19 protein-coding genes are annotated in these 24,621 nt (G+C 71.5%); 7 read left to right on the forward strand and 12 right to left on the reverse strand.

The window, feature by feature from the left end; all coding sequences use genetic code 11:
* Positions 1–7: 7 nt before the first annotated feature.
* From ABZW30_RS07250 to ABZW30_RS07265, 4 genes are all read right to left on the reverse strand, one after another.
* Positions 8–1,345 (reverse strand): MFS transporter, encoded by a 1,338-nt coding sequence (locus tag ABZW30_RS07250; RefSeq protein ID WP_355670039.1) that lies wholly within the window; start codon positions 1,343–1,345, stop codon positions 8–10.
* A gap of 149 nt (positions 1,346–1,494) precedes the next feature.
* Positions 1,495–2,859, reverse strand: coding sequence for a type VII secretion-associated serine protease mycosin (gene mycP, locus ABZW30_RS07255; protein ID WP_355670040.1), 1,365 nt, complete (start codon positions 2,857–2,859; stop codon positions 1,495–1,497).
* A gap of 99 nt (positions 2,860–2,958) precedes the next feature.
* Positions 2,959–4,608, reverse strand: coding sequence for a hypothetical protein (locus ABZW30_RS07260; protein WP_355670041.1), 1,650 nt, complete (start codon positions 4,606–4,608; stop codon positions 2,959–2,961).
* A 43-nt stretch (positions 4,609–4,651) separates the two neighbouring features.
* Entirely contained in the window at positions 4,652–5,239 is a 588-nt protein-coding gene (locus tag ABZW30_RS07265) for a hypothetical protein (protein WP_355670042.1), read from the reverse strand.
* Positions 5,240–5,558: 319 nt separating this feature from the next.
* Here ABZW30_RS07265 and ABZW30_RS07270 point away from each other — a divergent pair, with 319 nt between their 5' ends.
* Complete coding sequence (locus ABZW30_RS07270) at positions 5,559–7,445, forward strand: FUSC family protein (RefSeq protein ID WP_355670043.1); 1,887 nt, start codon at positions 5,559–5,561, stop codon at positions 7,443–7,445.
* Between the two features lies 1 nt (position 7,446).
* Here the strand turns inward: ABZW30_RS07270 and ABZW30_RS07275 are convergent, their stop codons facing one another.
* From ABZW30_RS07275 to rsmI, 7 genes are all read right to left on the reverse strand, one after another.
* Positions 7,447–9,258: an ABC-F family ATP-binding cassette domain-containing protein gene (locus ABZW30_RS07275; RefSeq protein WP_355670044.1), complete on the reverse strand. Its 1,812-nt coding sequence runs from the start codon at positions 9,256–9,258 to the stop codon at positions 7,447–7,449.
* A 165-nt stretch (positions 9,259–9,423) separates the two neighbouring features.
* Entirely contained in the window at positions 9,424–10,341 is a 918-nt protein-coding gene (locus ABZW30_RS07280) for a 4-(cytidine 5'-diphospho)-2-C-methyl-D-erythritol kinase (RefSeq protein ID WP_355670045.1), read from the reverse strand.
* Complete coding sequence (gene rsmA, locus ABZW30_RS07285; RefSeq protein WP_355670046.1) at positions 10,338–11,237, reverse strand: 16S rRNA (adenine(1518)-N(6)/adenine(1519)-N(6))-dimethyltransferase RsmA; 900 nt, start codon at positions 11,235–11,237, stop codon at positions 10,338–10,340. The genes ABZW30_RS07280 and rsmA overlap by 4 nt, the downstream gene beginning before the upstream one ends.
* A gap of 130 nt (positions 11,238–11,367) precedes the next feature.
* Positions 11,368–12,246 (reverse strand): TatD family hydrolase, encoded by an 879-nt coding sequence (locus tag ABZW30_RS07290; protein ID WP_355670047.1) that lies wholly within the window; start codon positions 12,244–12,246, stop codon positions 11,368–11,370.
* On the reverse strand, positions 12,246–13,865 hold the full coding sequence (gene metG, locus ABZW30_RS07295) for a methionine--tRNA ligase (protein ID WP_355670048.1): 1,620 nt from the start codon (positions 13,863–13,865) through the stop codon (positions 12,246–12,248). The genes ABZW30_RS07290 and metG overlap by 1 nt, the downstream gene beginning before the upstream one ends.
* Before the next feature lie 131 nt (positions 13,866–13,996).
* Positions 13,997–14,422 carry a hypothetical protein gene (locus ABZW30_RS07300; RefSeq protein WP_355670049.1) on the reverse strand — a complete coding sequence of 142 codons (426 nt, stop codon included), beginning with the start codon at positions 14,420–14,422 and terminating at the stop codon, positions 13,997–13,999.
* A gap of 236 nt (positions 14,423–14,658) precedes the next feature.
* Entirely contained in the window at positions 14,659–15,528 is an 870-nt protein-coding gene (gene rsmI, locus ABZW30_RS07305) for a 16S rRNA (cytidine(1402)-2'-O)-methyltransferase (RefSeq protein ID WP_355670050.1), read from the reverse strand.
* Between the two features lie 201 nt (positions 15,529–15,729).
* Between rsmI and ABZW30_RS07310 the strand changes: the two genes are divergently transcribed.
* Positions 15,730–17,412, forward strand: a complete 1,683-nt coding sequence (locus tag ABZW30_RS07310; protein ID WP_355670169.1) for a phospholipid carrier-dependent glycosyltransferase — start codon at positions 15,730–15,732, stop codon at positions 17,410–17,412.
* Between the two features lie 196 nt (positions 17,413–17,608).
* Complete coding sequence (locus ABZW30_RS07315) at positions 17,609–18,406, forward strand: NUDIX domain-containing protein (RefSeq protein ID WP_355670051.1); 798 nt, start codon at positions 17,609–17,611, stop codon at positions 18,404–18,406.
* Here ABZW30_RS07315 and ABZW30_RS07320 read toward each other — a convergent pair.
* Complete coding sequence (locus ABZW30_RS07320; protein WP_355670052.1) at positions 18,390–19,520, reverse strand: helix-turn-helix transcriptional regulator; 1,131 nt, start codon at positions 19,518–19,520, stop codon at positions 18,390–18,392. The genes ABZW30_RS07315 and ABZW30_RS07320 overlap by 17 nt on opposite strands.
* 332 nt (positions 19,521–19,852) lie before the next feature.
* On the opposite strand from ABZW30_RS07320, the gene ABZW30_RS07325 reads away from it, so the two are divergent.
* The 4 genes from ABZW30_RS07325 to ABZW30_RS07340 all read left to right on the forward strand — a co-directional run bounded on the left by ABZW30_RS07325 (position 19,853) and on the right by ABZW30_RS07340 (position 24,621).
* Positions 19,853–20,284, forward strand: a complete 432-nt coding sequence (locus tag ABZW30_RS07325) for a hypothetical protein (RefSeq protein WP_355670053.1) — start codon at positions 19,853–19,855, stop codon at positions 20,282–20,284.
* A 758-nt stretch (positions 20,285–21,042) separates the two neighbouring features.
* On the forward strand, positions 21,043–21,666 hold the full coding sequence (locus ABZW30_RS07330) for a hypothetical protein (protein WP_355670054.1): 624 nt from the start codon (positions 21,043–21,045) through the stop codon (positions 21,664–21,666).
* Entirely contained in the window at positions 21,666–22,976 is a 1,311-nt protein-coding gene (locus ABZW30_RS07335; protein ID WP_355670055.1) for a DUF3987 domain-containing protein, read from the forward strand. Before ABZW30_RS07330 ends, ABZW30_RS07335 begins: the two co-directional genes overlap by 1 nt.
* A 1,414-nt stretch (positions 22,977–24,390) precedes the next feature.
* Positions 24,391–24,621 (forward strand): helix-turn-helix domain-containing protein, encoded by a 231-nt coding sequence (locus ABZW30_RS07340; RefSeq protein ID WP_355670056.1) that lies wholly within the window; start codon positions 24,391–24,393, stop codon positions 24,619–24,621.

Consider the following 24,621-nt stretch of genomic DNA (forward strand, 5'->3'; position numbering starts at 1 on the left):
CCTGCGCCTACGCCGCCGGGTCCGTCCCCAGGACGGGCGCCCGGCGGCGTCCGCCGTCCACCGCCGCCAGCTCGGCACCCGTGGTCTCCGGCAGCAGCCACAGACACCCCAGGGCCAGCACGCCCAGCCCCGCCACGTACCAACCCACCGGCTGCGCCGTCCCGTACGCGGCCGTCAGTCTGGTCGCCACCAGCGGCGTCGTCGCACCGCCGATCACACCGCCCAGGTTGTACGTCAACGCGGCCCCGGTGTACCGCACCCGGGTCGGGAACAGCTCCGGCAGGAACGCCGCCATCGGCCCGAACATGCAGCCCAGCAGCACCATCGCCCCCGCCAGCCCGGCGAACATCAGCGGCCGCCGCACCGTCTCCAACAGCGGGAACAGCACCAGCGCCCAGCCGGCGGCGAGGCCCGTCGCCCACCGCAACGTCCGCCGCCGCCCCCACCGGTCACTGCGCGAGGCGCTCAGCCACACCGCCACGGCCATCCCCACCGCGCCGACCAGCAGCATCGACAACACCAGCGTGCTCGCCACCCCGAGGCCGGACGTCGCGTACGCCAGCGCGTACGTCGTGGTCAGGTAGAACAGCGCGTACCCCACGGTGATCGCCCCACCGCCCGCCAGCGCCGGACGCCAGTGCTCCCGCAACACCTCCACCACCGGCGGCCGGTCCCGCCGCTCGTCCGCGCGGAACAACGGCGACTCCGTCAGCCGCAGCCGCACGAACAGCCCCACCGCCACCAGTGCCAGCGAGGCCAGGAACGGCACCCGCCACCCCCACCCCCGGAACGACCCCTCGTCCATGCCGAGTTGGAGCGCCAGGAACACCCCGTTCGCCAACACGAACCCCCCCGTCGGCCCCAACTGCAGGAACCCCCCGTACCGCCCCCGCCGCCCGGCCGGCGCGTTCTCCGCGATCAGCAGCGCCGCCCCGCCCCACTCCCCGCCCAACCCGACGCCCTGGCACACCCGCAACACCACCAGCAGCACCGGCGACCACCACCCCCACACCGCGAACCCCGGCAACACCCCCACCGCCGCCGTCGACAACCCCATCAGCAGCAGCGACACCACCAACGTCGCCTTCCGCCCCACCCGGTCACCGAAGTGCCCGAACACCACCGCCCCCAACGGCCGGGCCAGGAACGCCACCGCATACACCGAGAACGCCGCCAACAGCGCTCCCACCGTGCCCAGTTCGGGAAAGAACACCGACCCGAACACCAACGCGGCCGCCGTCCCGTACAGGAAGAAGTCGTAGAACTCGATCGCCGTCCCGATCAACGCCGCAGCCGCCGCCCGCCGCAACTGCCCTACCCGCCGCCCAGCATCCTCCGCATCCATACCACCCACCCTCACCACCACCCGGGCCCCCCACCAGCCCCCACCCGAGTGACCCCGGCGTACACCCCAACCCCCCGCGCCCACCAAAAAGCCCGGGCGCCCCAACCGCGACACCCGGGCCCACCTCGCCCACAAAACCCCTACTTCGCTTACGGGTTGTCCCCCGGCGGCACCGGCGGCTGATACGACGGCGGAGCCACCAGCTGCTGCGGAGGCACCGGCGGAACACCACCCTCAGGCTGCGCAGCAGACTTCCGCCGCCGCACCACGGCGAACACCACACCGGCAACCAGCACCAACCCGGCCACCACGGCACCCACAATCGGCACCGCGCTGCCACCCGACCCGGACGACGCGTCCGCCTTCGGCTGCGACGTCGGCACACCCACCGCCACATCGCTCGGGCTCGCAGGAGCACTCGGCACCGACGACACGGAAGCCGACGAACCCGCCGATGGCGACGGACCAGCTGACGGCGTAGCCGCATCAGCCGGAAGCGGCGACACATCCGCCGGACCAGGATCACCAGGGCTCGTCAACGCAATTCGTGGCCGAACCGCACCCCAACCGGCGTCATCCGTACGGGCATTCCCACCATTAGGCCTACCAGCGGTATTGATGAGCACCCGAAGAATCTGATTCGCCGACCAATCCTTGTGAACCGCCCAAACCAACGCTGCGGAAGCGGAAACCAGAGCAGTCGCATCGGACGTGCCATGGCTCTTACAGTAACCGGTGGCGGCTGTACAAGCCGCAATTATGTCCTTGCCGGGTGCCACCAAAGCAACCTGCGGCCCCCTCTCGGACTCGTCCGTCACATTGCCATTTTGATCAAAAGCCCCGACCGTGACGACATTGGGCAGCGCCCCCGGATACTCGGCGAGATTGCCTTTCTGTGCAGAGTTCCCGGCGCTGGCGACCACGAGCACACCCTTCGCCCGCGCGTTCGCCATAATCTGGTTGATCTTGGCTACGTCGTCGGGAGAAGCCATGACTGCGGCCCTTCCCTGCGAGATGCTGATGACCTTGGCGCCCTGGTCGACTGCGTAATTCACAGCCTGCCCGATCTGGCCAAGGAAGTCGGCCGAGATTACAGTTCCAACAGACCCGTTGTTGATCTTCAATGGGAGAATTTTCGCTGCGGGCGCGAGACCGTAGGCTCCGTTTCCTCCACGGTTCTTGCCCGTACCGGCAATGAGGCTGGCCATGCCCGTCCCGTGTCCATCCGGGTCGGACCCCACTCCGCCCGAGCTGTCACTGAAGTCCTTCCCCGGAAGGAACTGCCCGACGAGATCCGGATGATCCAGCTTGAACCCGCCATCGATCACCGCAACAGTGATCCCCTCCCCCTTCGAGACCTTCCACATCTCCGGGGCGTGCATCGTGTCCAGATGCCACTGATCAGCACGGATCGAATCGTCAGCAACCGCAGGCGCCGCAACCGGCACGACAAGAACTCCCACAGCCAAGAGTGCCGCTGCAAGCATCCGCCGGCTCTCTAGCTTCCGCCCCATCACAACTCCTCGTCGTATTCTCAGCACCCCGGGGACGCAGCCCCGAACAGCTCTGCCCGGCCACTGAGCGAGCCCAGTGGCCGGGCAGTCGTTGTCGTCCTACTCAATCACGTCCGGGTTGCTGTGCGGCGTACCGCTGGTCCAGGTCTCCTCGTCCTCATGGAGGTAGTCCGCGCGGTTGCGGCGGTCGCGCTCGTTCTTGCCGCCGTGACCACCCATGCCCGGGGCCATCATGCCGTTCTGCCCGGACCGGCCACCGCCCTCGGCGGCTCCCGCCGCAGCAGCACGGTTGCGCAGGCCCGTACCCCCCGGGGTGAACTCCCCGCCGGCGGCAGGTCCCTTGCGGCCGCCGGCGGTTCCGCCGGGGGTCGAGGTCAGGCCCCGACCGCGCGAGCCGCCGCCCCCGCCGACGACGCCGTGGCCGCCGCCCATGCCCGGGTGCATTCCGCCCATTCCGCCGCCCATGGGCGATCCAACCCGGCCACCGCCCGTGGCGCCCTCACGACCGAAGACCGTTCCGCTGGGCAGACCCGAGGTACCGGGCTTGCCGGGAACCAGGCCGCCGCCGAACGGGACTGTACGGGCGGGAACCGAGCCGCCGCCCTTACCGGGGACGTAACCGCCGCTGGTGCCCTTGGCCGGAATTGAGCCGCCGCCGCCCCCGGTCGGAAAGCCGGGAATCGGTCCACTGCCCGGCAAGCCGGGCAGGCCGCCACGGCCGTCAGGGCCGCCCGGGTAGGCGGGAGTTCCGCTCGGGCCACTCGGCAGCACAGGACCACTGCCAGGCCCGACCGGGACGGTCTGGTCCGGCAGGGTCGGGATGCTGTCGAGGCCGGTACCGGGGCGGGTGACCGGGTCCGACGGGTAGGACGGCGGGATCGACGAGCCCGGGTCCTGCGGCGGGGGCGGCAGCTGACCGCCGCCGTACGGCGGCGTCGGGCCGGGGTGGGTCGGGTTGGACGGGTCCTGCCAGCTCGTTGCCGGATCGCGGGGCCTCATGGTGGCGCCACCGTAGTTGCCGCCGGACGGGCTGTAGCTGCCACCGTTCGCACGGGAACCGCGTGCGGTGCCACCGTTGTAGCCACCGTAGGCGCCAGAGCTGCTCCCCCTACCCCCGTACTCCGAACCGTCGGACCTCCCGGTGGCGTCGCTGCCAGGCGTCCCCGGCAGCACCACGTTGTCGTCGATCCCGTTCAGCGTCGTCGTCGCCGCGCTGTACGCCTGCGCCAGCTTCTCCATCTGGAGAACGGCTTGCTGCTTCTCCTTCTCGATCGTCGCCTTGGCCTGATTGGCCTGGGCCGCGCTCACCCAGTTCGGGTTGAGCGAGAACATGAAGTCGTCGACTGTCTTACCACCCAGGTCCACGTTCGACGGCATGTAGACCGACTGCGCCTTGGCCTTGGCCAGTAGATCGATCTCCGTCTGAGGAGGCTTGGGCACAGCGGACTGGGCCGTGCTGAGTGCCTCCCCGGCCTGGACCATGGCGTTGCCGGCGGCCGTGGAATGCTGGGCGATGATCGCCGCCGACTTGTAGAGGTTCCCGACCCAGGTCTTGAAGTTCTCGGCCGCCGGTCCCTCCCAGCTGACATTGCCGAGGTGTCCCTGTAGCGCCTGGCTGAGATCCGTCAGGACGCGGCCCGCGTCCTGGAGCTGATTCGCTCGCTTCAGCACGTCGGCGGGCTTCCCGCCGTCGACCATCCCCTTGAGTACGGCGTGGTCGATATTCGTGAAATCCGTCGTTCCTGACATGGCCTGTTCCCCGTCTCCCCGTAGATCTCTCCCGGCGCCGCTGTCAGGCCGTCACGTTGGACGTCGACGCCGTTCCGCTCGCCCCCGCCGCGACCGCCTTCTGGGCGGCCGTCGTGTGGTCCTCGTTGCTCGTGTACTTGCTGTGCGTGTCCGTAACCGCAGCCTTCATCGCCTCGATCTGCGCCGCGAAGTCCTTGTGGAGCTTGACGAGCTGGTCGTGGACCTTGTCGTAGGCGGTGTGCAGGGCCACGGCCTCCGGGAACTTCCCGGCGTCCGACGCGTTGATGAAGCTACCCTGGGAGACCTTCTGCTCCTGGAGCTTGTACGGCGCGGCCGCCGATCCCTCCATGGCCTGGAGCAGTGCGTCGACTTTGTTGGCGAAGTTCGTGAGCGTGTCGAGCTCGATCTGGACGTCCTGCTTGCCGAAGGCCTTCACTAGGTCGTCGGCGCTGACGTTCGTCTGCGCCGCGCTGACGACTGGGGCAATTTTGACCCCATGCCCCCAAGGCAGCGGGATCGTCGGCCCGTCCAGCATGAACGGCGTCGCATCCGGTGCTGCCGCCGGGTCCGTCCCGGTAGCCGCAGGCTTCAGCGGGCTCGTCGCCGCACCCGGCTTATCCGTGTCTCCCACAGCAATCCACCTCTCCCCCGTACGGCCACTCACTCCGGGCAACCCCCGGCCGCTCCGCGCCGCAACACACCGTCAACTTCTGGCTCGTACCGCCCTGGTCGGCTCAACCGCCCGCCCTGTGGGCGGTTTCCGCCTCTGTCATCGTAGCCACCACCTCTGTCGGGCTGGCAGGGCCCTTGGCCCGCCCGTGCACGATCGGTACGAACTTGACACGTACAGCCGACCACCAGGCCGCTGGGTAGACTGACCCGGTACGCCCCATCTGCCGCGCAATGTCGCACAGCAGCGACCCGAGGCCGCAGAACGGACGTGACCCCGTATGCCTCCGAGCAGCAAGCCGACGCCCTGGTGGGCCCGCGCCGCGCGACCTGCCCGCCCGCCGCTGCCGTTGGCGCCGATGGCCCGCGCCGCGCTCGGCATGGCGGTACCGCTGACGGCCGGCCTGTTGACGCACCGGCTGGATCTCGGGGTGTTCGCCGGGCTCGGCGCGATGCACGCGACGATGAACGACCGCGCGGAGCCGACGGGCCGGCGTACCACCCGCATCGCGACCGCGGCCCTCGCCTCGGCGTTCGGCATGCTGATCGGTACGGGCCTCCAGCACGCCCACGCGAGCGCCGCCGTGCTCGGCTGCGCGCTGACGTTCACCGCCTTCGCCTCGGGTGCGCTGAGTGCGACCGGCCCGCGTGGTTCGGCGGCCGGGATGCTGCTGTTGGTGTCGGCCGCGCTGGGCAGCGGGATGCCGTTGCCGCGTCCGTGGTGGGCGGCGGCGCCGATGATGTTGGCGGGGGCGGCGCTGGTCGTCGTGCTGGGTCTGCCGGTGAGGACCGATCACCGGTCCGGCTCCGACCCCCGCAACCGCGCGCTGGCCGCCGTCTACGAGGCGCTCGGCCGCACCCTCGCGGATCTGGGCACCCCGCAGGGCGCCGCCTCGCGCCAGGTACTGACCGCCCGCCTGAACCAGCTCCAGGATCTGCTCCCGGACCCGGCCCACCGAACCAACCCGCAAGCCCTGCACCGCATGTACGAGGCCGCCCTCGCCGCCACCGAGGCCGCGACCGGCCTGCTGTGGGCCTGGCGCCCCGTCCCGCCGGAGGTGGCCGAGGTCCCTGGGCGCCTGGCGGCCGCCGTACGGCAGGGCGGCGGCGAGGTCGCGGTGCCCGACTGGCGGCCCGACACCCCCGCGCGGCAGGCGCTGGACGTGGCGCTGCGTGCCGCCGCCGACACCGTCGCCGGCCGTGCGACGCGGATCGGCACCGCCCCCGCGCCCCCGCCCGACCCGTGGCGGCTGCGCGCACGGCTGTTGTCGCGTCCCTCCGTCCGGTACGGGCTGCGGGTCGCGCTGTGCATCGCGGTCGGCGAGGCGGTGACCGCCAACTACCCGCTCAGCAAGAGCTACTGGGTGCCGATGACGATCGCGTTCGTGCTGAAGCCGGATCTCGGTTCGGTGTTCCTGCGCGCGGTGAGCCGGGCGATCGGCACGGTGCTGGGCGTGGTGGTCACAGCAGCGCTGGTGTCGCTCACCACCGAGCAGTGGGCGCTGACCGCGATGGCCGCGCTGTGCGTCGCCCTGCTCCCGTACGCGACCGCCGCGCACTACGGGCTGAACACCGTGGTGATGACCCCGATGGCCTTGGTCCTGCTCCAACTCGGCGGCCAGAGCAGCGCGGCGGAGTTCTGGCCCCGGGTGCTGGACACGGTGCTCGCCAGCGCGGTCGTGCTGCTCTTCGGCTACCTGCTGTGGCCCGAGCGCCCGCGTCACCGCATCGAGCCCCGGCTGGTCATCGCGACCACCGCCCTGCGGGCCTACCTCGACGCCACCACCCGGAACAGCCAGGCCCAGGTCTGGCTGCGCCGCACCGCCTACCGTTCCCTGGCGGACGCCCGCCAGGAGGTGCAGCGGGGCTTGGCCGAGCCGCCGCCCACCGGCCGGTCGGCCGAGCAGTGGCTGCCCGCCACGGCCGCGCTGGAGCGGCTGGGCGGCGCGGTGGCGGCGTTCGCCGCGCAGATCCGGTACGGCGGCCGGGTGCCCGATCCCGCGGAGACCGACCGGGTCCGCCGGGCGCTGGACGAACTGACTGCCGCCGCCCGGGAGCACCGCCCGCCGACGAGGCCGGCGGCCCGTCCGACGGCGCCGCACGACCCGGCGCTGAGCGCGCTGGGCCGTGCGGCGGACGAGCTCGAAATCCTGCTCAAGGAGCAGTAGTTCAGACCTGCTCGGCCAGCTCCAGCCAGCTCATCTCCAGCTCCTCCTTCTCCTCGCGGACCGCGCGCAGCTGCCCGTCCAGCTCGGCGACCTTGGAGAAGTCGGCGGCGTGCTCGGCGAGTTGGGCGTGCAGCTTGGACTCCTTCTCGTCCAGCTTGGCGATCTGCCGCTCCAGCTTCTGCATCTCCTTCTTCGCCGCCCGCAGGTCCCCGCCGGACAGCCCGGAGGCGGTCTCGGCGACGGGGGCCGGAGCAGCCGCGACGGGAGCCGCGGCAGCCGCCATCCGGGCCCGCCGCTCCAGGTACTCGTCCACCCCGCCCGGCAGCATCCGCATCTTCTTGTCGCCGAGCAGCGCGTGGACGACGTCCGTGGTCCGCTCGATGAAGAAGCGGTCGTGGCTGATGACGACCATCGAGCCGGGCCAGCCGTCGAGCAGGTCCTCCAGCTGGTTGAGCGTCTCGATGTCCAGGTCGTTGGTCGGCTCGTCCAGGAACAGCACGTTGGGCTCGTCCATCAGCAGCCGCAGCAGCTGCAGCCGCCGCCGCTCGCCGCCGGAGAGGTCGCCGACCGGCGTCCACTGCTTGTCCTTGCCGAAGCCGAACTGCTCGCACAGCTGCCCGGCGCTCATCTCCCGGCCCTTGCCGAGGTCGACCCGGGAGCGGATCTGCTCGACGGCCTGCAGCACCCGGGTCTCCGGCTCCAGCTCGGCGACCTCCTGGGAGAGGTAGGCCAGTCGCACGGTCTTGCCGACCTTGACCACACCGGAGGTCGGCTGCACGTCGCCCTCGGAGGCGTACGCGTCCCGCATGGCGCGCAGCAGCGAGGTCTTGCCGGCGCCGTTGACGCCGAGCAGGCCGATCCGGTCGCCGGGGCCGAGCTGCCAGGTGAGGTTCTCCAGCAGCAGCTTGGGGCCGGCCTTGACGGTGACGTTCTCCAGGTCGAAGACCGTCTTGCCGAGCCGGGCGTTGGCGAACTTCATCAGCTCGCTCTTGTCGCGCGGCTCCGGCACGTCCGCGATCAGGGCGTTGGCCGCCTCGATCCGGTAGCGCGGCTTGGAGGTACGGGCCGGGGCGCCGCGGCGCAGCCAGGCGAGCTCCTTGCGGGCCATGTTCTGGCGCTTCTGCTCCTCGACGGCCTCGATCCGGGAGCGCTCGGCGCGGGCGAAGACGTAGTCGGAGTAACCACCCTCGTACTCGTGCACCTCGCCGTGCTGGACGTCCCACATCCGGGTGCAGACCTGGTCGAGGAACCAGCGGTCGTGGGTGACGCAGACCAGCGCGGAGCGGCGCTTCTGCAGGTGCTGGGCGAGCCAGTTGATGCCCTCGACGTCGAGGTGGTTGGTGGGCTCGTCCAGGATGATCAGCTCGGGCGAGCCGAGCAGCAGCTTGGCGAGGGCGATCCGGCGGCGCTCGCCGCCGGAGAGCGGGCCGATGACGGTGTCGAGGCCGTCGGCGAAGCCGGGCAGGTCGAGGCCGCCGAAGAGGCCTTCGATGATGTCGCGGATGCGGGCGTCGCCGAGCCACTCGTGGTCGGCGCGGTCGGCGATGACCTCGTGCCGGATGGTGGCCTTCGGGTCGAGCGAGTCGTGCTGGGTGAGGACGGCCGGTTCGAGGCCTCCGTTCCAGGTGATCCGGCCGCCGTCGGGCTCCTCCAGCTTGGCGAGCATCCGGATCAGGGTGGTCTTGCCGTCGCCGTTGCGGCCGACGACGCCGATCCGGTCGCCCTCGCTCACGCCCAGGCTCACCGCGTCCAGCAGGGTGCGGGTGCCGTAGACCTTCGTGACGGACTCGATGGTGGCGAGGTTGACGGCCACGTGTGCTGCGCTCCTGGGTTCGGCGGTCGCGGGGCGGTCCGCCCTCAGCGGAGGGGTGCCCCTCTCGGGGACGCCCCGATCACCCCAGCCTAATGGGCCCGCCGACACCCCACTGCCGGGCGAGGAGCCAGTGCCTGCGCGACCGAGGTCGCCGAGACCACACCGCTACCGCAGCAGCGACGCCCCCGGCACCGGCCCGTACGTGGCGTGCGCGGTCCGGCAGGTGCCGGAGGCCCGCAGCGCCTCGGCGACGGCGGTGGCCGCGTCGGCGTCCTTGGCCAGGAATGCGCAGGTCGGCCCGGAGCCGGAGACCAGGGAGCCGAGCGCGCCCGCCTCGGTGCCGGCCCGCAGGGTGGCGGCCAGCGCGGGGCGCAGCGAGAGCGCGGCCGGCTGGAGGTCATTGGCGAGCGCGGCGGCGAGGGCGACGGCGTCGCCCTCGGCGAGGGCGGCGAGCAGGGCCGGGTCGGCGTCGGGGGTGGGGACGTCGGTGTCGCTGGAGCCGGTGCCGGCCTCCTCACGGAGCCGGTCGCACTCGCGGAAGACGGCGGGGGTGGACAGGCCGCCCTCGGCGACCGCGAAGACCCAGTGGAAGGTGCCGGAGACGGCGAGCGACTCCAGGATCTCGCCCCGGCCGCGGCCCAGTGCGACGCCGCCGACCAGGGCGAACGGCACGTCGGAGCCCAGTTCGGCGGCCAGTTCCAGCAGCGTCTCGAAGGAGGTGTCCAGCTTCCACAGCGCGTCGCAGGCGACCAGCGCGGCGGCGCAGTCGGCGCTTCCGCCGGCCATGCCGCCCGCGACCGGGATGGCCTTGGCGATGTGCAGGTGCACCCCGGGGTCGGCGATCCCGTGGTGGGCGGCGAGCAGCCGGGCGGCGCGGGCGGCGAGGTTGCTGTCGTCCAGCGGGACGACGGCGGCGTCCGGCCCGGAGCAGGTCAGCGTGACGCCCTCGCCCGGAGTCGCGGTGACCTCGTCGCCGAGCGCGACCGCGAAGAAGACGTTGGCCAGGTCGTGGAAGCCGTCGGCGCGCAGTCCGCCGACGCCGAGCTGGACGTTGACCTTGGCCGGGACCCGTACGGTGATCACTCGCTGTCCTTGGCGGGCTCGCTGTCCTTGACGGGCTTGTGCTCGGCGATCGCGGCGAACTGTTCCACCGTCAGCATCTCGCCGCGCAGCTTGTGGTCGATCCCGGCGGCGGCGAGCGCCTGCTCGGCCCCGGCGGGGGAGCCGGCCCAGCCGGCCAGCGCGGCGCGCAGGGTCTTGCGCCGCTGGGCGAACGCGGCGTCGACCACCGCGAACACCTCCTCGCGGCTGGCGCTGGTCTTCGGCGGCTCGCGGCGGATCAGCGAGACCAGGCCGGAGTCGACGTTGGGGGCGGGCCAGAACACGTTCCGCCCGATCGCCCCGGCCCGCTTCACGTCGGCGTACCAGTTGGCCTTGACCGACGGGACGCCGTACACCTTGTTGCCGGGCTTGGCGGCGAGCCGGTCGGCGACCTCGCTCTGCACCATCACCAGGGTCCGCTCGATGCTGGGGAAGGTCGCCAGCATGTGCAGCAGGACGGGCACGGCCACGTTGTACGGGAGGTTGGCGACCAGCGCGGTGGGCGCCGGGCCGGGGAGCTCGGTGACCTCCATGGCGTCGCTGAACACCAGGTCGAAGGAGTCCACCCGGCCGGGCATCCGGGCGGCGACGGTGTCCGGCAGGTGCTGGGCGAGCACCGGGTCGATCTCGACCGCCGTGACGTGCCGTGCCACCTCCAGCAGCGCCAGCGTCAGCGATCCGAGCCCGGGCCCGACCTCCACCACCGCGTCCTGCTCCGTCACGTCGGCGGCCCGGACGATCCGCCGCACGGTGTTGCCGTCGATGACGAAGTTCTGCCCGCGCTGCTTGGTCGGCTTCACGCCGAACGCGGCCGCCAGCTCCCGGATGTCGGCGGCGCCCAGCAGGTGGCTGTCAGAGGTGGGGTCGGTGGTGCTCACGCGCCAAGGATACGGGCGCACGGGGCACCGTCCGGACGCGCCGAACCGGAACGCCCCCTCAGGCCGGCACTCGGGGCAGGACTCGGACCGGCGCCCGGGACAACACTCGGGGCAACGCCCGCGACGGCGCTCAGTACCCGAAGGCCCGGGCGGTGTTCTCCGCGATCGCCGCCGACAGCTCGTCCTCGTGCAGCCCCAGGGTGGCGGCCATCGACCGCACCGTGACCGGGATCAGGTACGGCGCGTTCGGCCGCCCCCGGTACGGGTGCGGGGTGAGGAACGGGGCGTCGGTCTCGACCAGGATCCGGTCCAGCGGGGTGGCGAGCAGGGCGTCGCGCAGCGGCTGGTTGGCCTTGAAGGTGACCGGGCCGGCGAAGGAGAGGTACCAGCCGTGCTCGGCGCAGACCTTGGCCATCTCGGCGTCGCCGGAGTAGCAGTGGAAGACCGTCCGCTCGGGGGCGCCCTCCGCCAGCAGGACGGCGATGACGTCCTCGTGGGCGTCCCGGTCGTGGATGACCAGGGCCTTGCCGTGCCGCTTGGCCATCTCGATGTGGCGGCGGAACGACTCCTTCTGGATCTCCACGCCCTCCGGCCCGGTGCGGAAGTAGTCCAGGCCGGTCTCGCCCACGGCGAGCACCTGCGGCAGCGCGGCCAGCGCGTCCATCTCGGCGAGCGCCTCGTCCAGCGCCGCCTGGCCGCCGGCCTTGCGCTGCTGGCCGGACCAGCCGTCGGCGTCGCCGAGGAAGATCCGCGGCGCCTCGTTGGGGTGCAGGGCGACGGCCGCGTGCACCTGCTCGTACTGGGCCGCCAGCTCGGCGGCCCAGCGCGAGCCGGGCACGTCGCAGCCCACCTGGACCACCGTGGTGACCCCGACCGAGGCGGCCCGGGCCAGTCCCTCGGCCGGGGTTCCGGCCTGCATGTCGAGGTGGGTGTGCGAGTCGGCCACCGCCACGGCCAGGGGTTCCGGCAGCGGCGGCGGGGTCGACCGGTCGTCGTCCTTGGCGGGCATCAGGAGGCCGGCTTCTCTTCCAGGCGCGGGAACAGGATCTCGCCCTTGGTGACGGTGGCACCGGCGGGCAGCCGGCCCCAGTCACCGACGGTGGCGACGGTCTGCGCGGCGAGCGCGCCGAGACCCTCGGCGGCGCCCAGCGAGGCCCACAGCTTCTCGGCCGTGGACGGCATCACCGGGTTGAGCAGGACGGCGGTGCCGCGCAGCGCCTCGGCGGCGGTGTAGAGGATGGTGGCCAGGCGCGCCCGGCCCTCCTCCGACTCGTCCTTGGCGACCTTCCACGGCTCCTGCTCGGTGAGGTAGCCGTTGACCTGCTTGACGAAGTCGAAGATCGCCGCGAGGCCGCCGGCGAAGTCCAGCTCCTCACCGATCTTCCGGTCGGCCGTCTCGACGGCCTTGACGAGCCCGTCCGCGATCGCCTGCTCGGCGTCACCGTGCGCGGCGGAGGCCGGCAGCTCCCCGCCGAAGTACTTGCCGACCATCGCGGCGACCCGGGAGGCCAGGTTGCCGAAGTCGTTGGCGAGCTCGGAGGTGTAGCGGGCGGTGAAGTCCTCCCAGGAGAACGAACCGTCCGTGCCGAACGGGATCGCCCGCAGGAAGTAGTAGCGGTAGGCGTCCACGCCGAAGTGCGAGGTGAGGTCGGTGGGCGCGATGCCGGTCAGGTTGGACTTGGACATCTTCTCGCCGCCGACCATCAGCCAGCCGTTGGCGACGACCCGCTTGGGCAGCGGCAGCCCGGCGGCCATCAGCATGGCGGGCCAGATGACCGCGTGGAAGCGGAGGATGTCCTTGCCGACCAGGTGGACGGAGGCCGGCCACAGCTCGGCGAAGCGCTCCGGGTCGCTGCCGTAACCGGCCGCGGTGATGTAGTTCTGCAGCGCGTCCACCCACACGTAGAGGACGTGCTTCTCGTCCCAGGGCAGCGGCACGCCCCAGTTGAAGGTGGAGCGGGAGATCGAGAGGTCCTTCAGGTCCTGCTCGACGAAGCGCAGCACCTCGTTGCGGGCCGAGGCCGGCTGGATGAAGTCCGGGTTGGCGGCGTAGAACTCCAGCAGCTTCGGACCGTAGGCGGAAAGGCGGAAGAAGTAGTTCTCCTCCTCCAGCCACTCGACCGGCCGCTTGTGCACGGCGCAGAGCTTCTCGTCCGCGGTGGCGCCGTCCAGCAGTTCGGCGGGGAGCTTGAACTCCTCGCAGCCGACGCAGTACGGGCCGGAGTAGCCGCCCTTGTAGATCTCGCCCTTGTCGAACAGATCCTGGACGAACTCCTGCACCCGGGCGGTGTGCCGCTCCTGGGTGGTGCGGATGAAGTCGTCGTTGGCGATCTCCAGGTGCTCCCAGAGCGGCTTCCAGGCCTCCTCGACCAGCTTGTCGCACCACTCCTGCGGGCTGACGCCGTTGGCCTCGGCGGTCCGCATGATCTTCTGACCGTGCTCGTCGGTGCCGGTCAGGTACCACACCTTCTCGCCGCGCTGGCGGTGCCAGCGGGTGAGGACGTCGCCCGCCACCGTGGTGTACGCGTGGCCCAGGTGCGGACGGTCGTTGACGTAGTAGATCGGGGTGGAGACGTAGTACGCCGGGGCGCTCGTCCCGGTGGTGCTGTGTTCTGCAGTGGCCGCCATGGTCGGAAAGCTTAGTCGGGCCCGAACACCCGCCTCGACCGCATTACCCCCGCGACGGCGTGCGAAGGGCCGCCCACCGCACTGCTCGCGGCGGGCGGCCCCGGTTGCGCTCCCCGTGTCTGTGTCAGGCCCTAGCCCAACAGCCGCGACCAGAACCGGGCCCAGCGTCCGCGCGGCTTCTCGGGCCCGGACACCGGGGGCGCCCCGGCCGGCTCGGCGTGCGCCGGGTAGCCGGGAGCGTGCTGCCAGGGCTGGTCGGCGACGGCCACCCGGCCCTCGCGCATGATCCGGACGGTGTGACCACCGCATCCCGGGCAGGTCGGCTTGAGCAGCGGGGACGGTACCCGGACACCGTTGGCGTGGTACTCGAACACGACGTGGCCGTCCTTGGCGATGTGGTGCTCGATGTCGTACGCCTGCTCCCAGCCGTACCCGCAGCGCAGGCACGCGAAGGAGTAGGCCTCCCGTACGGTCTCGACGGGAGTGTGCGGCCGCCCGGCCAGGCCGGGCGCGCTCAGTGCGTTGCCACCGAGGGGGCTACCGATCATCTCGCTCATAGCCGTCTCCCAGCGCCCGCCGGGCGCTCGCCCGGCTGGGTCTTTCCATTCCAGGAAATGCCCGGACCGCCCCGGCCGACGCCCTTCTTGTGAAGACTTGGATGCGGGTTGGGAAGTCCTATACGAAGGGCCTTCCGCAACCCGGAAACCAGGGCCGAAGCTTCAGCTCGACGGGCGTTTACCGGGGCCTTCCCTCCAAGGTACGACTCCCCGTCCGCCACGCAACCCCTCGGAATTCACCCCTTTTTCAAAGCCTCGTTCAACCCGTCCTTCTTGGCCGCCACGACCGCGTCGAAGACCTCCCGCTTGGGCACGGAGAGTTCCGCCGCGACCGCCGCGATGGCCTCCTTGCGCCGCTCCCCGGCCTCCTCCCGGATGGCCACCAGCCGGGCCAGCTCGGCCGGGGTCAGCTCCTGCGGCGCGGCCGGCGGGGCGCCCGCGACCACCACGGTGATCTCGCCCTTGACGCCCTCGGCCGCCCAGGCCGCCAACTCGCCGATCGGCCCGCGCTTGACCTCCTCGTAGGTCTTGGTGAGCTCGCGGCACACGGCGGCCGGCCGCTCGGGCCCGAACGCCTCGGCCATCGCGGCCAGCGCCTCGGCGATCCGGTGCGGCGCCTCGAAGAAGACCATGGTGCGCGGCTCGGCCGCGATCGAGGCCAGCTGCCGGGCCCGGTCGCCGGTCTTGCGCGGCAGGAAGCCCTCGAAGGTGAAGCGGTCGACCGGCAGGCCGGACAGCGCGAGCGCGGTGAGCACCGCGGACGGCCCGGGCACCGCGGTGACCTTCACGTCCGCCGCGACGGCCGCCGCCACCAGCCGGTAGCCGGGGTCGGAGACCGAGGGCATCCCGGCATCGGTCACCAGCAGCACCCGCGCGCCGCCGAGCAGCGCCTCGACCAGTTCGGGGGTGCGGGCGACCTCGTTGCCCTCGAAGTAGGAGACGACCCGCCCGGCCGGGGTCACCCCGAGCGCCTGGGTGAGCCGGCGCAGCCGGCGGGTGTCCTCGGCCGCGATGACGTCCGCCGAGGCCAGCTCGGTGAGCAGCCGGGGCGGGGCGTCCGAGACGTCGCCGATGGGGGTGCCTGCGAGAACGAGTACTCCTGTCACGGACCCCATCCTTCCAGCTCCGCCGGGCCGGGGCTTTTGGTGACGATTCGGGCAGCTTCCGAGGGACCGGTCACGCGCACGAAGAGCGCCCCTACGATGTGGCGGATGAACGGCGACACGGCGGCGCAGACGCCCACTGGTACGGACCACTCCGCGCAGGGCGGTGTCGGCCTGCCGTCCCCCCGCTCACCCCGGTCACCCATGAACTGGCCGGAGCGCCTGGCCCGCCACGGCTACCGGCCCCGCCCCGTCGCGACGCTCACCGAACGCCTGGTCCCGCCGATGCCGGACGGCCCCGGGGTGACCGGGCGGGACGTACCGCAGTCGCCGCTGCTGCTGCGGCTGGGGATCTCGCTGCCGCAGGGCCTCTGGTACTTCCTGTGCCGCTGGTCCGGCTGGCTGGGCCCGATCGCGGTGGCGGTGTTCGCCGGGCTGCTGCGGTTCACCAACCTCGGCCAGCCGCACGCGATCATCTTCGACGAGACCTACTACGCCAAGGACGCCTACGCGCTCTGGCACGGCGGCTACGAGATCAGCTGGCCGGAGGACGCCAACACGACGATCATGACGCCGGGCGCGGCCGTCCCGTACCGCCCGACGCCCTCGTACGTGGTGCACCCGCCGGTCGGCAAGTGGATCATCGGCGCGGGCGAGCAGCTGTTCGGCATGAACCCCTTCGGCTGGCGGTTCGCGGTGGCCCTGCTCGGCACCCTGTCGGTGCTGATGCTGGCCCGGATCGCCCGCCGGATGTTCCGCTCGACCCTGCTGGGCTGCGTGGCCGGCCTGCTGCTCTCGGTGGACGGCCTGCACCTGGTGCTCAGCCGGGCGGCGCTGCTCGACCTGGTGGTGATGTTCTGGATCGTCGCCGCCTTCGGCTTCCTGCTGCTGGACCGGGACCGCACCCGTGCCCGGCTGGCGGCCCGCCTGGGCGGGGTGGCGGACCCGGAGCTGGCCCAGCGGCTCAACCTGGGCTGGCGCCCGTACCGGATCGCGGCCGGCGTCTGCGTCGGCCTGACCTGCGCCACCAAGTGGAGCGGCCTGTACGTGGCGGCCGCGTTCGGCCTGATGACCGTGCTGTGGGACGTCGGCGCCCGTCGGCTGGCCGGTGCCCCGCGCCCGTACCTGGCGGTGCTCGCCCGGGACGCGGTGCCGGCCTTCGTGTCGGTCGTCGTGGTCTCGGTGGCGGTGTACATCGCCTCCTGGTGGGGCTGGTTCGCCAGCAGCAACGCGCCCGGCCAGGGCGGCTGGGGCCGGGACTGGGCGGTCGGCCGCTCCACCGACTACCCGTGGATACCCGAGGGCCTGCGTGCCCTGTGGCACTACCACTCGACGGTCTACGAGTTCCACACCCACCTGAGCGACCCGCACACCTACCAGTCCAACCCGTGGTCCTGGCTGGTGCTGGGCCGACCGGTCTCCTTCTACTACGAGTCCCCCAAGTTCGGCCAGAACGGCTGCACCGCCGCCGACTGCGCCCGCGAGGTGCTGGGCATCGGCACCCCGCTGCTGTGGTGGACGGCCGTGCTGGCGCTGGTGTACTGCCTGTGGCGCTGGGCGTTCCGGCGGGACTGGCGGGCCGGCGCGCTGCTGTGCGGCCTGGCGGCCGGGTACCTGCCGTGGTTCCTCTACCAGCAGCGGACGATCTTCCTCTTCTACGCGGTGGTCTTCGTCCCGTTCCTGGTGCTCGCGGTGACGATGCTGGTCGGCGCCCTGATCGGACCGGCCGGTGCCTCCCGGGACCGCCGGATCATCGGCTCGACGACGGCCGGCCTGGTGGTGCTGCTGATCGTCTGGAACTTCCTCTACTTCTTCCCGCTGTTCACCGGGCAGACCATCCCGTTGGACGACTGGCGCGCCCGGATGTGGTTCAACAGCTGGATCTAGCTGGCGAATCGGCGGCCGCTCAGCTCGCCTCACCCGTCGTCAGTTGTCGTTGTTGGTCATCATTGGCCGCCATGGGACGGCCCACAGGCGGCCCAGGCGCGGCCCCGGCAGAGGGGTCACCCGAGCCTCTTACGGCGACAGGGGGCGGCCCCTACAGTGGTGCGTACCAGTTAGCCGAATCTGGAGCGTGGAAGGCATGGACGGGAAGACCGAGCGAGTTGAGCGGACGATCCGCGAGTGGATCAAGACCGGCGAACTGGCGGCGGGCGCGAAGCTGCCCTCCGAGCGCACGCTGGTGACCGACCTGGACGCCAGTCGGACTACGGTCCGGCTCGTGCTGGCGAGGCTCGCGGCCGAAGGCCTGATCGAGGCTCAGCACGGACGCGGCTACTTCGTCACCAGGTCCAAGGTGGGACACGGAAGCGTGAGCACCCAGGGTGAGCTTGAGCCGTGGCGCATCCACGGCGAACGGACGATCTACGACAACCCGTGGGTGAAGCTCACCCTGGTGGACGTGGAACCGCCTGGGGTCGAGCGGTACGAGAGCCACGTCGTCCGGCTTCACCACGTGGCGATTACGGCCGTGGTGGACGACCAAGACAGGGTCCTGATGCTGTGGCGCTACCGGTTCGTCCCGAACAAGTGGGGCTGGGAACTCCCCGGCGGCATCGTGGACGCCGGCGAGGACGCGGCGACAGCTGCCGCACGGGAGGTCGAGGAAGAAACCGGCTGGCGCCCCACCAAGCTCCAGCACGCCGTGACCTTCCAGCCGATGGTGGGCATGGTCGACTCCCCGCACGAGATCTTCGTGGGACAGGGCGCGACGCTCATCGGTGACCCCACGGACGAGGAAGAAGCCGGACGGATCGAGTGGATTCCGCTGGCCGACATCCCCAGCCTGATGGCCCAGGACAAGCTGCAAGGCTCCGGCACGCTGGTGGCGCTCCTCCACGTCCTCGCGTCTCGTGCTGGCGGGCTTACACCCTCCGAGTGAGCTGCTCGATCCGCCTCCTGGTCCTGACCGAACCCGTTCGGTTGGCCAGGAGGCGGGCCTGTTGCAAATGCTCCTTCGCCTGCCCGAACTCCCCGCGCACCAGGTGCGCTTGAGCGAGGTCGCACCGCAGCCCTGCCGTCGCCCGGATGAACGCCGGGTCCATCTGAGACAAGGCCGCGTAGAGCTCCGCCACGGCGTCATCCTCGCCGAGCATGGCCAGCGCGTTGCCGCGCCAGCGGGCCAGGTGGTTGGCGTTCAGGAAGATGCTCGCCATCTCCGGATCGCGGCTCTCATTGCCGTCCGGGAGCGCCGACGCGGCCTGGTCGAGTGCACGTCGGCAGTCGTCGGCCAGACCGGCCTTCGCGCACATCTCCGCCTCCGCCGCCAGGAGCCACGCGGCAAGCCGCGGGGACACCTTCGAGCCCCCGGTTCGCCGGGCGTCCCGGACCAGGTCCACAGCCATCTGCACCCGTCCGGCATCGACCAGTACGTACGCCTGCTCAGCCATCGCGTGAGCGAGGTACATCGGCGCCTCCGCCTCCGCAGCCGCCCTCTTCCCCAGTTCGTAGTGCCGCCAGGCCCGTTCCACCGCGCCCACGTCGAGGGCCTGCCAGGCGGCGAGCGTGGCTGCTCCGGCCAGCGCCTTGGCCACCGGCCGGCGGGCGTCCGGCAGGACGGCGAAGGTCAGTGCGTCCTCCAGCGAGTCGAGATGCGCCCGCATCTGGTCGACCAGCGCCGCAGCGCCCATCTGCCGGTCGAAGCTGCGGAGTAGCTCCGTCTGGTTCAGGAAGGCGTCGACCATCCCCAGGCTGATGGTCCGGGCGGAGTCGATACGCCCGAGCAGCTCGTCATAGCCGTCCGCCGCTGGCTGAGCACCCGCAGACGGCTCGCCGAACAGCTCGTCGTCCGTCATGCCCAGCAGCGCCCGGAGGATCGCCCTGTAGGTCTCCGAGACCGTTCGGCGACCGTTCTCCCACTCCGAGACGTAGACCCGGAGGCTCGCCGGAGTCGCTACGTCGATCAGGTGCCGCTCCGCGTAGCTGCCCACCTCCCGCACCAGCCGGTCCTGCGACCAACCACGCCCCTTCCGGGCCTGCCGTAGACGCTCTGACACGTGCTCACCCCTGCCGTGGTGATGCTGCTTTCCAGCCAGCATCCCCCATTCGACGGCGCTGCACTGGGGGTTAACAAAACTGGGTTAACCCCTGCTGGCTACCGGGTTGTTGGCTCACGTCGTTCCATAGAGACGTGGCCGGAACTGACGGACACGCAGCGAGCCCCTTGACCACTGGTACGCACCAGTTGCAGACTACTGGTGCGCACCAGTTGAGAGGCCGGTTCGACCGGTCGACGGTGCCCGCAAAGGCCCAGGTAGCAGCAGTGGGAGCGACGCCCAATCCGCCAAGAAAGACCGTCGCTCCCATCCCCAGTGAAGGGAGTTCCATCATGCACGGATCGCTCAACACCCAGCCACTGACCATCGGCTCCATCAGCTCCCAGGTGAGCGTGCTCGGCGAGTCCGACCCCGGCGAGACCCGCCCGCGTGTGGCGGTGCAGGTGACCCTGCACCTGTCGTTCGCGGAGATCCTCGGCCGCCTGCTGTTCACCTCCGGCCTGATGCTGACGCACGAGGACCTGGAGACCGGCAACGAGGCCAACATCGTGGACTGCCTTCGGTTCACGCTCGCGCAGACCGGCTACGACACCGCCGAGGACTTCGCGGACATGGCCATGGACATCTACACCGGCCGCCGCACCTCCAACCTCCACGCCTTCACGGTCAGCCTCGGAAACGTCATCACCCACGTCTTCGGCGTCACCGCCCCGGAACCGCCCGCTACCCCGGCCCTGTCCCTGGCGACCCAGGCCGCCGCCTGACGAGCCTCTCCGTGCGGGCGCTCACCGACGCTCACGGGCGCTCACGACCCGCTCACCGGGCCCGCCGGGTACACGTACCCGCTGCCGCTGACCGGTGTACCCGACCGCCCGAGTGCGGCGGGTACACCGACGCCCGACCGACCATCGCTCACCGGCGCTCACGGCCTCGCACCTGCCCGGAGTACGTACCCGAGTACACGAGTACGCCCCGGCCGGCGGCCCCGTTTCAAGGGCAGCTGGCTGACTTTCAGGGGCACGCGCGGTGCGGTGAACACCCGACCGTTCACCGCCGCTCACGGAACCGTTCCCGGCGCTACCCGCCGACCGTTCCCGTGCTCACGGGAAGCGTTCCCGCCCTTTACCCCCAAGCATCGGTCGCTCACTGACCAGCAGTCATGACCCAACCGCCACCCGACTCCGTTCCCGGTGAACACCCCCGACTTCCAGCCCGACTCCCGACCCTTGCAGGAGTAGCTGTGACCAGCCACAACGGGGCCGACTCTCGCCCCCAGGAACCTCCACCAGCCGGACCTGAAACCCGGCCCGCCGCCGCTGAAACGGGCGCCCGTGGACCTGAAACCGGTCCGACCGCGAGCGGTGAACGCCCCGCCGTGAGCGCCGTTCAGTCGGGTGTTCACCGCCCCGTTCACCCCGCCGCTGAAACGCCCGGCCGCGTGGTTGAAGCGGCGCCCGGCGGACCTGAAACGGGCCCGGCTATGAGCGGTGAACACGACGCCGTGAGCGCCGGTGAGCATCCGATGAACACCCCCGCCGCCGGTGCCGCTGAAACGGACTCGGACGCGGTTGAAACGGTCCTGCCCGACCCGATCGCCCTCCCCACGCCGACCCGGGACGCGCACCGCTCCACCGCCCGGTGGGCCGCCGACCGGTTCGTGAGCGTGCTCCGGCGGGTCAGCCCGGCCGTGGTGCTCGACCGGTGGGGACAGCCCGTCGGTATCCCCGACTACGGCTCCCCCGCCTTCGCCGCCCTCCCGGCGGGCGACCCGCGCCGTGAGGCCGCGCTCATCATCGCCGCCGAAGCCTGGCGCCAGCAGGCCGAGCACGCCCCGGAGTTCATTCACGCCGGGCTCCGCACGGACCTGGTGCTCGGCGAGCAGGCCCGCGCCGAGTGGGTGGCCGAGGACGAAGCCGCTTGGAAAGAGCTGGTGCGCACGGTGCGGGCCTGGTCCAACCACCCGACCGCGCTGGAACTGGCCGAGCGCCGCACCCGCGCCGTCGAAGCCGCCCGCCGCCCCGTGGTGGCCTCTTCCAGCTGGCCGCCGGTGGCCATCCCCGGCCGCCCCGGCTGGCACCGTCACCGCCACCCCTCCGGCCGTCAGGTCGACCTGCCCGACACCCCGACCCTTGCGGAGAGCGCCTGATGCCCGTCGAACTCCACCTCGTCACTACCCCGGACGGTCGACCACAGGCCGCCAACCCGATGTACGACCCGGCGGCCGGGATCGACCGTCCCTCGCGGCCGGGCCCGGTGCCGGACCCGGAGGTGTTCTGCGGCTGGGTCGGCGACACCGTGCGCGACCTGGACCCGACCACGGAGGCCGACCCGGTGGGCGTGCTGGTGAACCTGTTGTCCGCCGGCGGGGCCGCGATCGGTCCGGGTCCGTTCATGTGGATCGGCAATGATCGTCACCCGGCCCTGATCTGGGCGCTGACGGTCGGCGCCACCGCCGCCGGGCGCAAGGGCGCGGGCACCAACACCGCCAGGCGGCTGTTCAAGGCGGCCGTGCCGGACTTCATCGCCTGCAACACCCGCTCCGGCCTGTCCTCCGGCGAGGGCCTGATCGAGATGGTCCGCGACGGCGACGGCGAGAAGGACCCCGGCGTCATCGACAAGCGGCTGTGGGTCGTCGAGTCGGAGTACGGCGTCACCATGGCCCGGGGGCGGCGGGAGGGATCGTCGCTGAGCGGCATCCTGCGTCAGGCGTGGAACGGCGAAGACCTGGGCGTGATGAACCGGGACGCGCTGCACGCCACCGCCCCGCACATCGCCGTCATCGGCCACATCAGCCCGCGTGAGCTGCGGGCGAAGATGCAGGACGCCGAGATGGCCGGAGGCACCTACAACCGCTTCCTGCCAGTCTTCGTGCACCGCAACCTGCTCGACCCGGACGGCGAAGGCGCCCCGGACGGGCTGATCGACAACCTCGCCACTGCGTGGAAGACCGTGCTCACCGACGCCAGGCGGGTTGGCGAGGTCCGGCTCAGCCCGGAGGCGGCCCAGCTGTGGCGGGAGGAGGTCTACCCGGCGCTGTGCGGGGACGAGGGCGACGAAGGCCCGATCGCGGAGTTCACCGCCCGCGCCGCCCCCTACGCCAAGCGCACGGCCATGGTCTACGCCCTCCTCGACCACACCGACCGCATCGCCGAAGCCCACCTCCGCGCCGCGTGGGCCCTGGTCCGGTACGCCCGCGCCAGCGCCGCCCACATCCTCGGCCCCACCGCCGCCGCCAGCACCGGCGACCCGCACCTCGACAAGCTCATCCAGGCCGTGAAGGCCGCCGGGGCGGGCGGGATGACGCAGAGCCAGGTGCAGGTGCTGTTGAAGCGGCTCAACGCCACCCAGCGCGCCGACGTCACCGCCCGGCTCTGCCAGCTGCCCGGCTTCGCCGCCGCCCAGCTCTCCACCGGCGGACGCCAGCAGACCACCTACCTCTACGCCCCGCCCGACTGAGGAGCGGTCCGAAAAGGCCGGAAAGGCCGGAAAGCCCTCTGACCTGCGAAAACGGCTGCCGGAAAGTGGTCCGGAATGGTCCGGAAAGTGGTCCGCGATCCCCCGGCCCCGAACCTCCCGGACCCTTTCCGGACCATTCCGGACCACTTTCCGCCACGCAAAACCCCAGCTCAGACCCCTTTACGGCCTTTCCGGCCTTTTCGGACCACCCCCGGACCCGAACGGAGACCACACCATGACCCGCCCGACCACCACCCGCACCACCCGACCGGCCACCCGGACGGACGCCCCACCGGCCGCCATGACGCCCCGGGCCCGCTCCCCACCAAGCCCCGGCCGCCCACCGGACGGCCACGCGCCTAGCGTCACCGGTCGCTAGACCTAGCGACCCCGCTAGCGTCCACCACCCGCAGTGACCAGCCGCCTAGCGTCTAGCGCCCCGGCCGGCTGAACCCCGAAACCCGCCCCGGGCCGCCCCCGCATCCCTCCACTGGTCGCTAGGCGTCACCGGGCACAGGACCCGGACGTCCCCCCACCCACCCCCCACCCATCTCCCAAGGCTCCCCCCACCCGCTCAGGAGCCCGAAACGGACTCTCCCTCCGGGTGGGGGGTGGGTGGGGGGAGATGGGAACCGGACCGGGCGCTCACGCTCCGCGCTCATCATCAACGCCCGCTCCGTGCGTCCGAGGGTCCCAAGCACGCGTGCACGCGTACGCGCGAGGAAGCCCTCAGCCATCACGCACAGCTACCGAGTACTGGGTACTGGGGCGCACCCCACTACCCAGTAGCGCCCCTCCCGGGGACCGAAACGGGACCCGCTCGCACGCTCCGCCCCACTACCCACTACCCGGTGACCACCCCAGTACGGCCACCCACAGCAACCCCTGGGTGAAGCCCAGCCGGTCACCGAACGGCCCGAGCAGCCCCACACAGGGCCACACACGCGGCCGTGTGCCCCACACAGGCTGTGTGCCCCTCCGACCTGCCCGTGTGACCCGTGTGGGGCACACACCAAGCCCCACACAGCCCCACCCCGAGCCCCGGAACCGGCCCCAGGGCCACACGCCGAGCCCTCCGTGTGCCCCACACAACGAGCCCACCCACCACCGAACCGTCAGAGGCCCGACACCCCTGACACCTGACACCCCCTGACACCCAAACCCCTAGGCAGACCCGCTGTCAGACCGCCTCTGACAGCCGCTGACACCCACCCCTGACACCTCCGCTGACAGACCACAGACCGCCGCCCTGCCACCACGGCCCAGCCCGCCTGTCGCCTGTCGCCTCACCCCCGCCAAACCGCCTGCAGAACCCGGAACCCCGCTCCCACCTGCGGGACGACAGGCGACAAGACAGGCGACAAGACAGGCGACAAGACAGGCGACAGGCGAGACGACAGCCCAGGAGAGCACCTTGGCCAACCACCGCACCCAGCCCGACACCGGCCCCGCCGTAGTTTCCCTGCCCGCCCGATTCCTCACCCCCGAGGACATCGCCTCCCTCTTCGGCGTCCCGCTGGAGACCGTCTACCAGTGGCGCCGCAAGCGCACCGGCCCGCCCGCCTTCCGCGCCGGCCGCCACCTCCGCTACCACCCCGACGCCGTCGCCCAGTGGGTCACCGACCAGACCCACCAGGCCGCCTGA

Origin of the sequence: Kitasatospora sp. NPDC004669, from assembly GCF_040609455.1 — a bacterium.
Classification (GTDB): Bacteria; Actinomycetota; Actinomycetes; order Streptomycetales; family Streptomycetaceae; genus Kitasatospora.